Annotated in this window: 12 protein-coding genes, 1 tRNA gene and 1 rRNA gene; all 14 read left to right on the forward strand. The window is 50.3% G+C overall.

Going from position 1 to position 10,949, the window contains the following annotated elements; genetic code table 11:
- The first annotated feature begins 7 nt into the window (after window positions 1–7).
- A complete protein-coding gene (locus tag NFS35_RS10010) occupies window positions 8–1,447 on the forward strand; it encodes a type II secretion system F family protein (RefSeq protein WP_251206985.1) in 1,440 nt (479 codons plus the stop codon).
- Window positions 1,448–1,489: 42 nt separating this feature from the next.
- Window positions 1,490–1,666, forward strand: a complete 177-nt coding sequence (locus NFS35_RS10015; protein ID WP_251206986.1) for a Flp1 family type IVb pilin — start codon at window positions 1,490–1,492, stop codon at window positions 1,664–1,666.
- A 56-nt stretch (window positions 1,667–1,722) separates the two neighbouring features.
- Window positions 1,723–3,234 (forward strand): DUF5702 domain-containing protein, encoded by a 1,512-nt coding sequence (locus NFS35_RS10020; RefSeq protein WP_251206987.1) that lies wholly within the window; start codon window positions 1,723–1,725, stop codon window positions 3,232–3,234.
- Between the two features lie 228 nt (window positions 3,235–3,462).
- Complete coding sequence (locus tag NFS35_RS10025) at window positions 3,463–4,254, forward strand: hypothetical protein (protein ID WP_251206988.1); 792 nt, start codon at window positions 3,463–3,465, stop codon at window positions 4,252–4,254.
- A gap of 5 nt (window positions 4,255–4,259) precedes the next feature.
- Window positions 4,260–4,670, forward strand: coding sequence for a prepilin peptidase (locus tag NFS35_RS10030; protein WP_251206989.1), 411 nt, complete (start codon window positions 4,260–4,262; stop codon window positions 4,668–4,670).
- A gap of 36 nt (window positions 4,671–4,706) precedes the next feature.
- Window positions 4,707–5,150 carry a hypothetical protein gene (locus NFS35_RS10035; protein WP_251206990.1) on the forward strand — a complete coding sequence of 148 codons (444 nt, stop codon included), beginning with the start codon at window positions 4,707–4,709 and terminating at the stop codon, window positions 5,148–5,150.
- Between the two features lie 8 nt (window positions 5,151–5,158).
- The gene (locus NFS35_RS10040) at window positions 5,159–6,316 is read left to right on the forward strand and encodes a DUF6382 domain-containing protein (protein WP_251206991.1); all 1,158 of its coding nucleotides are present in this window, start codon (window positions 5,159–5,161) and stop codon (window positions 6,314–6,316) included.
- Window positions 6,317–6,397: 81 nt separating this feature from the next.
- The gene (locus NFS35_RS10045) at window positions 6,398–6,994 is read left to right on the forward strand and encodes a rhomboid family intramembrane serine protease (RefSeq protein WP_251206992.1); all 597 of its coding nucleotides are present in this window, start codon (window positions 6,398–6,400) and stop codon (window positions 6,992–6,994) included.
- A gap of 54 nt (window positions 6,995–7,048) precedes the next feature.
- Entirely contained in the window at window positions 7,049–8,047 is a 999-nt protein-coding gene (locus NFS35_RS10050) for an SCP2 sterol-binding domain-containing protein (RefSeq protein ID WP_251206993.1), read from the forward strand.
- A gap of 31 nt (window positions 8,048–8,078) precedes the next feature.
- Window positions 8,079–8,489 carry an HIT family protein gene (locus tag NFS35_RS10055; RefSeq protein WP_251206994.1) on the forward strand — a complete coding sequence of 137 codons (411 nt, stop codon included), beginning with the start codon at window positions 8,079–8,081 and terminating at the stop codon, window positions 8,487–8,489.
- 46 nt (window positions 8,490–8,535) lie between these two features.
- Complete coding sequence (locus NFS35_RS10060; protein ID WP_251206995.1) at window positions 8,536–9,378, forward strand: fumarate hydratase; 843 nt, start codon at window positions 8,536–8,538, stop codon at window positions 9,376–9,378.
- Window positions 9,379–9,391: 13 nt separating this feature from the next.
- Window positions 9,392–9,955: a Fe-S-containing hydro-lyase gene (locus tag NFS35_RS10065; protein WP_251206996.1), complete on the forward strand. Its 564-nt coding sequence runs from the start codon at window positions 9,392–9,394 to the stop codon at window positions 9,953–9,955.
- Between the two features lie 138 nt (window positions 9,956–10,093).
- A tRNA-Ser gene (locus NFS35_RS10070) sits at window positions 10,094–10,181 on the forward strand.
- A 433-nt stretch (window positions 10,182–10,614) separates the two neighbouring features.
- Window positions 10,615–10,949 (forward strand): 16S ribosomal RNA (locus tag NFS35_RS10075); the annotation flags it as partial.

Raw genomic sequence — 10,949 nt, forward strand, 5'->3', positions numbered from 1 at the left:
GATGGCTTTGTACTGGATTGCACTGGTGGTGGCGATAGGATTCCTGGTGATGTTTGTGCTGGCTGGAAAGCAGGTACCACCCCCTGATACAGCCTCTCTCCTGAAGCCGTTTTACAAAATAGCGCTGTATCTCTACAAAAAGCTATGGAACAGGATTCCGGGTGTATTCTCTTCCACACAGGTGGAAAGAGATTTGGTAAACCTCCATCCCGGAGAGGCGAGAGAGTACCTGAAGACAGAGTACTATGGGAAAAAGACGGCAATCTGCCTGGCAATTCTGTTCGTGGGAACTGTATTCGGAGCAGCGGCTAAATTCAGCGCAATGGGGGAAATTGTCCTCAGAGAGGATGGGACAGTGGCCAGGGGCAGCTACAGAGAGGGGGCTCAGGAAATCGACGTTGAGACAGATTACGGACAGCAGCAGATGGGGTTTCAGGTGGAGGTGGAGCCAAAGCGTCTGACTAAGGAAGAGGCGGAAAGGCTGTTTGAAGATTTGATAGAAAAACTGCCGGAATATGTATTGGGTTCCAATGATAGTCTGCAGAATGTAAGTTATGACTTAAACCTGAGAGAAAAATATGACGATTTTCCGATGTCTATAGAGTGGGAAAGCGATAATCCGGGCCGGATCAGCGATTCGGGACAGATATTTTCCCTGGAGGAAGAGACAGAGGTGACGTTTTGCTTCCGGCTGACCTATGGGGCATGGGAAAGAAACGGGGAGCTGGCAGTGATATTAAAGCCGCCGCCGCTGGCGGAGGAGGATTTGCTGCATATGGAGCTGCGGGAGGCATTGCGGGAATCTCAGAACGGAAGTTTGAATCAGGACGAATGGCAGCTTCCCTCAGAGTGGCGGGGTGAGAGAATCCGCTGGAGGCAGGTGGTAGAGGATAACAGCCTGATTTTGTGGGCGGTTGCCTTAGTGACAGCGGTTGCGGCATTCCTGTTCCTGGACAGAGACCTTCACGGGCAGCTGGAGAAGCGGAGGAAGATTCTGCGCCGGGAATATCCGGAGATAGTCCATAAACTGGTATTGTTCGTGGGAGCGGGCATGACAATCCGGGGAGCCTTTCAGAAAATTGCCGGGGATTATGAAGCGAAGCGCTCAGAGGGAGGCAGGTCATCGCCTGCCTATGAAGAAATATTGTATACCTGTCGGGAACTGCGCTCGGGGATTTCCGAGGGGCTGTGCTATGAACATCTGGGAAAGAGGGCCGGTCTGCAGGAATATATCCGGTTGAGCGCGCTTCTGGCGCAGAATCTGAAGCGGGGCAGCAGCACGCTGCTGGAGAGGCTGCGGGATGAAGCGGAGAAAGCCGCGCAGGAGAGGCTGCAGGAGAGCAGAAAAATGGGGGAGGAGGCAGGGACGAAGCTTCTGGTGCCGATGATGCTGATGCTGGCTGTGGTAATGGTAATCATCATGATTCCTGCCTTTTCAAATATGTAGTTTAAATTTTTGGCCATGGGTATGGCAGAAAGAGAGGAAGAAATGAAGCAGGTAAAGGGAATGAAGGAATTTATACGGGAAGAGGACGGAATGGGAACAGTGGAGATTATTCTGATTATTGTAGTGCTCGTGGGACTGGTGATTATATTTAAAAGCCAGATTACCCAGATAATCAATACTCTTTTTCAGAAGATTACTTCCCAGACAAACACAGTGTAAGGGAAAGTCCGGCAGCGCAGGGAGAAAAGGTATGGTATCGAGCAGGAGAGAAAACGATGGACAAAGGATACATATACGGTAAAATATACGACCGCAGGGCGGTAGGACAATTGCATAACGCGTATCTGACTGTGACGCTTGCCCTTTGTCTGGCGGTCGTATTATCCCTGTTTCTGACCCTGATAGACGGTGTGCGCAGAAATGGTGCAAGACTGGAAGCGGAATGCGTGACAGACATCGGGCTGCAGAGCATCCTGGCGGAATACCACCGTGAGCTGATGAAGCAGTACAATCTGTTTGCCATCGACTCTTCCTATGGGACTGCCGGCTGCGGCAAAGCCAATACAGAGGCGCATCTGCTGCGGTATCTGTCAGGGAACTTAAGCTATGATGATATTTTTCTATCGGATTATCTGTACAGGGATTTTCTCGGTCTTGCCGTGGAACGAGTGGAATTGACGAAAGTATCTATATTGACGGATCATGGGGGAGCGCTGTTCCGCAGCGATGCCGTGGAGGCTGTGAAAGCTGATGTGGGACTGGGCCTTTTACAGGAGCTTCAGAGCTGGATGCAGAATGTGGAAATCAATGGCCTTGAAGAGGGAACGGAAGAGAACCAAAAACAGGAACTTGACAGTGAAATCAGGGAATGGGTCAATGAATATGATGGCAGGGAAATCCAGGTAAGTGAGGATGAGTGGAAGAGAGCGGAAGTCAAGAATCCGACGGACGGACTGGAGGCAAAGAAGAGAATGGGGCTTTTGCGTTTGGTGGTAGGCGATGAGGCGAATATATCTCCCAATGTCATACACCCGGAGAGCCTGATTCTGAACAGAATGCAGCAGGGGCAGATAAATTACGGAAACATGGCGTGGGAGGGAAATACGGAGACAGAACAACTGACGGAAAGGTTTCTCTTTCAGGAATATCTCCTGCGCTACATGGGGCGGTTCGGAAAGGAATGCGAGGAGGACGCGCTGCGATATCAGATTGAATATCTGGTAGCAGGCAAGGAGAGCGACGTGGAAAATCTGAAAAGCGTCGTCAACCGTCTGTGCATCCTCAGAGAAGCCGCAAACGCGATGTACCTGATGTCGAATGAGGCGAAGAGGGGAGAAATCCGGCTGGTTGCGGCGGCTGCCTGTACTCTGATTACGCTGCCGGCTCTGACGCCTTTGCTGGAGAGCGCGATTCTTCTGGCATGGGCTTACGCGGAAAGCGTATATGATATCAGGACGCTTCTGGCAGGAGGTAAGGTGCCTGTTCTGAAAGACGATGGGAGCTGGCACTATAGTCTCTCTGCGGCGCTGAACGGCAGCTTGCAGGATGAAAGCACCGGGGGCGAGGGATTGGCTTATGAAGACTATCTGAGAATTTTCATGATGCTTTCCGATTTGGACATGCTTACCGGGCGGGCCATGGACATGGTGGAAGCCGATATCAGGAAAACGCCGGGCAATGCCGCTTTTCGGCTGGACGGCTGCTTTAAGGCAGTAGAAGCCCATATCCGGATTGGCAGCAGCTACGGCTTTCAATATGAGATAACAAGACAGAAAAGCTATGAGTGAGGATAAGCGAGGTGAGCAGTGATGTCCTTTTTATGGAACGGCGGCAACCAAATAAATATTTCAAACAAAAAAGGAAAACCTTCTCCGACACATCATTTTTTTATCCCGGATTCTGCCCTGAATCCGGATACTTCCCAGGATGGCGGCGGGTGCCGCGCATCTGTCCTGTGCCGTTTCATGGAGAGGACATCACTGTTTGCCTTCTTTTCCAGGAAAATAGAGGCTGGTATGACAGTGGAGGCTTCTATCGTACTTCCTTTGTTTCTCTTTTTCTTCCTGAATCTGGGATGCGCCATAGAGATGATTCGGCTGCACGGCAATCTGCAGCTGGCCTTGTGGCAGATTGGGAGCAAGATGGCTGTTTACGGTTATGCGCTGGACAGCGGGGAGCAGCCGGAAAACAGTGATGGCTGGTGGAGAGATCTGGCAGGAATTGCGGTCTCTGCCACCTATGTGAAAGGGCAGATAATAAACTCTGCAGGAGCGGACTATCTGAATGGTTCTCCTCTTACGAATGGGGCTGCCGGCATACAGTTGTGGGAGAGCGAGATATTCGGTTCTGATGATGAAATCGACATTGTCGTCACATATTCGGTTTCTCCCTGGAATGGCCTGATTGGATTTTGGCCTTTCCGGATGGCGAACCGATATTATGCGCATATCTGGAATGGGTATCGGCTGTCCGGCGTCGGGGAAGCGGGAGAGGTGACGCAGATTGTCTATGTCACGGAAAGCGGAGCCGTGTACCATATGAGCATGGAATGTACACATCTGCAGCTTTCTGTGCGGGAGATTTCTTCGTTTGAGATTGATGAGATGCGGAATCAGGGAGGAGGCAGATACTACCCTTGCTCCAGATGTGCGGGAGGAGGACTGCCGTCCGTTTTGTATATTACAAATGAAGGGGATCGCTACCATTGTGACAGGGGATGCTCCGGCCTGAAGAGGACGGTGTCTTCTATGACGATAGAGCAGGCTCAGGAAGCGGGATACCGGCCCTGCAGCCGCTGTGGAGGATGAAGAATATGTGGAATATACTGCTTGTGACAGGCTGGCTTATTGTCGCTGGAATTATGGATGTGAGAACCCGCAGAGTGCCGGTCTGGATGCTGGCATTGGGAGGTGTTCTGGCTGCGTGGGCAGTATTTTGTCAGTATGGTGGATATCCGGAGGTGCTGAAAGGGTGTTTGCCGGGACTCCTGCTTGTGGCCGTCGCTTTCGCGACGAAAAAGGCAGGCTATGGGGATGGCATTGTGCTGTGCTGTCTGGGCGTGGTGCTGGGAGGCGAGAGGAGCCTGCTGCTATTCGGGATAAGCCTGTTTCTGATTTCTCTCTGTGCACTGATTCTGCTCGCGCTGCGCAGGGTGAAGAGAAATACGGGACTGCCGTTTCTGCCATTTCTGGCGGTGGCATGGATTCTGGTTGTGAATCTGTAGTTATGGTTTATGCGGATTTTTTGGACAGGAGGAGCAATGAAAGACAGGAATGCTTATTTTACTGTGGAGGCGGCGCTGGTGCTACCGATGGTAATCGGTGTGATACTTTTTGTTGTTTATACAATGCTGCTTCAATATGACAGATGCCTGCTGGAACAGGATATAGGGGCGATTGCCCTGTGGGGAAGCCTTGTGGAGGTATCCGGCACGGCGGAGCTGGAGCAAAAAGCGCAGGCACGGATGTCTGGATTGTACAGGGAAAAGTATATAGCCTGGAGGATTACGGAATTGAACGCCGCTTTGGACAGGAATCGCTTTTGCGTGAAGGGAGCAGGGCAGCTGACATTTCCCGTACCGGGATGGAATTTCTGGAATGGGAACAATGTGTGGGGGGCGGAGGCCGGCTATGGGTACAGCAGACTTTCCCCGGTGACATTTATCCGGCTATGCCACAGGTTTCAGGAAGAAGCGGGGAGGTGAGAGGCGGAATGCTGAATGTGGAATATGTGAGAAGCCTGAACTGCAATTACGAAAGAATCCTGCTGGACAAAATGCCGGAGGAGCAAAAATACCAATACAGCATCCTCGGAAGATGTCAAATCAGCGGACTGCTTTCGTGCAGCCTTCGCTATATCGATGGGCGTGCGTATCTTTATTATGATATATCCTCCAGGCAGAATATAGCGCTTCTGTATGGCAACCGCTGTATCACCAGAGAATGGGTAAGGGACTTTCTGTGGAGCCTGCGGCATATCCGGCAGGAACTGGGGCGTTTCCTGCTAAGCGTGGACAATATCATCTGGTATCCGGAGCAGATATTCCAGGAATTGGAGAATCATGTTTTTTCTTTTCTGTATATCCCTTATTATGAGGGAGAATCAGGATTTATGAAGCTCATGGAATTCTGGGTGGAGCATATAGACTATAATGACGAAGTACTGGTGGACTGTGTCTACCGTATGTACGAGAGGGTGGAGCGAAATGGAGAGGTTTATTTACAGACCCAGATTTTTGAAGATGCGGAATGCCTGGAAATCACCAAACTCCCGGAGCTGGCATATACAGTGGTAGAGGAGTCCGGAGTGGAAGAAATCAGAGAGAATCTTCCGCCGGCCGTCCCTGTCGTCGACATCAAAAAAGAAAATCAGATACAGGAGAAGCCGCCTAAATCCGGCAAAAAAGGAATCAGAGGAATTCTTGAGGGAAAGCGGAGCCGCAACCAGAAGCTGAGGGAGGATTACCGGCAGTTCATGCAGCAGGAGATGACGGGCTATGATTATAAGGTGACGGAAGAAACCCATTATGAAAGTACCTATGGACAGACGGTATTCTTTGAAGACAAAGCGGGTACGACAAAACAGTCTCACAGACTGCTTACACCCGAGGGGCAGCTTTTTTTAAGTCTGGAGCAGCCAAGCCTTTCCATAGGGAAAAGAAAGGGTGAGGTGGATCTGGTGCTGCAGGATTCCTCGGTCAGCCGGCTGCACGCCCGTATTACCAATGAGGAGGGTTCTGCCTATCTGGAGGATTTAAACTCCACAAACGGAACCTTTCAGAACGGCCAGCGCATGCATCCTTATGAAAAGAAAAAGCTGGAGGAGGGAGACGAGATAAAATTCGGAAAAGTCGTTTTTATTTTCCGTTAGGGGAATACTGATTGAAAAGCATATGAAATTATGCTAGAATCAATAGGACAGAAAAAGTGATACTCAGGAGGAGAGAAATCCTTGCGGCCATTGAAATTCCAACCGATTGTGAGCGCAGCCCTGGTGGCAGTCAATGTACTTGTCTTTTTGATGTGCCATTTTGCGGGAAATCTGATATATGGTGCAGGTGAGCTGGATGTCTACCATGTGCTGGTACAGGGAGAATATGGCAGGATTCTGTGGTCTATGTTTCTTCACAGCGGGATAAATCATCTGTTCAATAATATGGTGATACTGTTCTTTCTGGGTGCGATGATTGAAAAGGAAGTAGGACATATCGGATATGGGGTGCTGTATTTCCTCTCAGGTATCGGCGGGAATGTGCTGTCGCTTTTATCCAGAGCGGTTCAGGGAGACATGACCGCTTCGCTGGGGGCCAGCGGCGCAGTATTCGGACTTGACGGAGTATTGCTTGCTATGGTATTGTTTTCTGGCAGGAGAATGGAGAATGTGACTCCGGCAAGGGTTCTGCTGATGATAACATATTCCCTCTACAGCGGCTTTAGGGGCCAGAACATTGATAATGTGGCTCATGTGGGAGGGCTGCTGACAGGATTCGCGGCGGCCGGCATAATGTGTTTTTGGAAGAGATGGAGGCAGCAGCGGGCGGCAGACTGATATTTCATGCACGGCATCAGATGATTTGAAGAGAATGGATTGTGAGGTGTGGCTTTGAACATTAATATTTATTACGGCGGCAGGGGTATTATTGATGATCCGACTTTGTTCGTGATTAATAAGATGCAGGAAATTTTAGAAGAGCTCCGGGTCGATGTCACGCGCTATAATCTGTACGAGAGCAAAAATGCCATAACCACGCTTCCCCAGACTTTGAAAAACGCGGACGGCATTATTCTCGCCACCACTGTGGAATGGTATGGTATCGGCGGATATATGCAGCAGTTTCTGGATGCCTGCTGGCTGTTCGGGGACAAGGAAAAGATAGCTGAAATCTATATGTGTCCGGTGGTCATGTCCACCACCTATGGAGAGCGGGAAGCAAAGCTGAACCTGTCCACCGCATGGGAGATTCTGGGCGGCCTGCCCTGCAGCGGTATCTGCGGCTATATCGAAAATACGTTCACCCTGGAAATGAATGAGCAGTATATCAGAATCATTGAAAAGAAAGCAGAGAACATGTACCGTTCCATCAACCAGCATATAGCATGTTTTCCTGCCAGCAATCAGGCGGTGAAGCAAAAAATCGCTGTGCCGAAGAGTAATAATCTGACTCCTCAGGAGACAGAGCAGCTTTCCGAGTATGTATCCGATGACAGCTATGTGCAGCGGCAGAAAGAGGATATCCGGGAATTGACCAGCCTGTTCAGGGATATGCTGGACGAAGAGGGGATGGATAATGAAGAGGAATATCTGGCATCTTTCAAGCGGGTATTTAAGCCCCAGGAAGGATTTCAGGCGGAGTATTCTTTTGATATAGAGGAGAAAAGGAAGAAACTGATTCTTTCCGTTGATGGCTCCAAGCTGGAATGCGGTTATGGAATCTGTGAACGGCCGGACGTGGAGGTGCAGTTGGGGAAAGCCGCCATGGAGGACATTGTGAATGGACGGATGACTTTCCAGAGAGCGTTCATGTCCGGTTCCATGAAAGCGAAAGGAGATTTCAAGCTTTTGAGGTCTCTTGACCAATTGTTCAATTTTGAAGAGAAATAAATACCCGCAAGGCGGGCATGGGGGTATAAAGATGAAAAAAGATGATTGTATTTTCTGCAGGATTGCCAATGGAGAGATTCCGTCAAAAACTTTATACGAAGACAGCGAGTTCCGGGTAATTCTGGATTTGGGGCCGGCTGCCAAGGGCCATGCTTTGATTCTCCCCAAGGAGCATGCCGAGAACCTGTACGACCTCCCGGAAGGAACTGCTGCTGCCGCAATGGTCCTGGCTCAGAGAATGGCAAGGATCATGCAGAAGAAGCTTCAGTGTGACGGACTGAATCTGGTACAGAATAATGGAGAAGCGGCAGGACAGACGGTGCATCATTTCCATCTCCATCTGATTCCGAGATATATTGATGATGGACAGAGCATCAATTGGAAGCCTGGAAAACCGACCCAGGAAGAGCTGGAAGCGATAAGAAAACTGATTGCGGAATAGAGCCATTGGACAAAGCGGAACAATAGCGGGAGATAAGGGAGCGATTATGAGAGTATTGAATGTCTCCGAAATTACCGAAAACATAAAGGAAATGTGCATCGAGGCGAATCATTATCTTTCGGAGGATATGAGATGTGCCATACAGACAGCGGCAAAGCAGGAAGAGTCCGCTTTGGGCAGACAGATACTGGAGCAGCTGCAGGAGAATATGCAGATAGCAGGGGAGGATATGATTCCCATATGCCAGGATACGGGGATGGCTGTAATCTTCATGGAAGTCGGCCAGGATGTGCACTTTGAGGGAGGCTTGCTGGAAGAAGCTGTCAATGAGGGAGTCCGGCAAGGCTATGTGGGAGGCTTCCTTCGAAAATCTGTAGTAAGAGATCCTATTGAGAGGGAAAACACCAAAGACAATACGCCCGCAGTCATACATTATGCCATTGTGCCCGGAGACAAGGTGAAGATTACTGTGGCACCGAAAGGTTTCGGAAGCGAGAATATGAGCCGCGTGTTCATGCTCAAGCCGGCTGACGGCCTGGAGGGTGTGAAAGATGCTGTGCTGACGGCTGTGGAGGATGCGGGGCCGAATGCCTGTCCGCCCATGGTGGTGGGAGTGGGCATCGGGGGAACCTTTGAAAAATGCGCTTTGCTGGCGAAGAGAGCTCTGATCCGCTCGATAGAGGAACGATCCAGGATACCTTATGTATGTGAACTGGAGAAAGAATTGCTGGAGAGAATCAATTGCTCCGGCATCGGTCCCGGAGGACTGGGTGGAACCGCCACTGCTTTGGCTGTCAATATCGAAACCTATCCCACGCATATCGCGGGACTGCCTGTAGCGGTGAACATCTGTTGTCATGTGAACCGCCATGCGGTGAGGACAATATAAAGGGGAATTGAAAATGGAAAGATACATTACAGTACCGCTGACCGCTGAGACAGCTGCTTCTCTTCAGGCGGGCGATTATATATATTTGACAGGGACTATCTATACGGCCAGGGATGCTGCCCATAAAAGAATGTATGAGGCTCTGGAGCGGGGGGAGAAGCTTCCGTTTGATATGAAGGACAATGTGATTTATTATATGGGGCCATCGCCTGCCAGAGAAGGGAGACCTATCGGCTCCGCCGGACCGACTACGGCGAGCCGCATGGATAAGTATGCTCCGGCTCTTCTGGATTTAGGATTGAGGGGGATGATAGGAAAAGGAAAACGCCGCCAGACAGTGAAAGATGCTATTATGCGCAACAGCGCGGTTTATTTCGCTGCAGTAGGAGGGGCGGGAGCATTGCTGTCTCATTCTATCATCGCTTCAGAAGTGATTGCCTATGAAGATTTGGGAACCGAAGCCATCCGAAAGCTGGAAGTGAAAGATTTTCCCGTCATTGTGGTGATGGATGCTGAGGGGAATGACTTATACGAAACGGCGGCCCGGCAACATCGTCGGGATTACGCTGAAGGCTGAAATTACGCTGAAGCGAAAATTATTGGCGGAAACATTCAAAAAAGTGATTGACAAGTAAAGACCTTTTATGTATAATAATACTCGTGTCACGTAAAGTGATTGGGAAAAGCATATTGGCAGCGCATAAGTTCGGATTAAGGAGAAATACTCAAGAGGCCGAAGAGGCGCCCCTGCTAAGGGTGTAGGTCGGGCAACCGGCGCGAGGGTTCAAATCCCTCTTTCTCCGTTTCGCTGTCAATGCGATGAGCGCAGAAGCGTTGGGGTTCAATGCTTCTGCTTTTCTTTAAAAAGTTGTCGAAACAGTATTGACAATTTTTGGCGAATGTGCTAGAATTCAAAGCACTGCAAAGTTTGAAAAAGTTCTGAAAATAAGAAAATGAAAATTTTGCAAAAAAGTTGTTGACAAAAGCGATGGCATGTGATATCCTATCAGAGTTGTCGCTGATGAAGACGACGGAGCACCTTGACAAACGAACAGCAATGCAACCCTGAAGATTCCGGAGACCATCCGCAAGGATGGAGGAAATTCAGAGAGACAAGAAGAGTTTAACACGACCTAGACAAACCTAAACGAACCAGAGGATACACGAGGAAGCCGGTCCGGGAGGACCGGAGGCCGAGCGCAGACTGGGAAGTAGGGATAGGACGACCATGAGCAAGAACATGAGAGTTCGATCCTGGCTCAGGATGAACGCTGGCGGCGTGCCTAACACATGCAAGTCGAACGGGGGCGGATTGAAACCTAGTGATATCCGCCCGAGTGGCGGACGGGTGAGTAACGCGTGGACAACCTGCCGCATGCAGGGGGATACCGGCTGGAAACAGCCGCTAATACCGCATATGCGCACGAGGGCCGCATGGCCCGGTGCGGAAAGGATGCAAATCCGGCATGCGATGGGTCCGCGTCCGATTAGCTAGTTGGCGGGGCAGCGGCCCACCAAGGCGACGATCGGTAGCCGGCCTGAGAGGGCGGACGGCCACATTGGGACTGAGA

It is taken from the genome of Acetatifactor aquisgranensis (assembly GCF_943193215.1).
GTDB lineage: Bacteria > Bacillota > Clostridia > Lachnospirales > Lachnospiraceae > Acetatifactor > Acetatifactor aquisgranensis.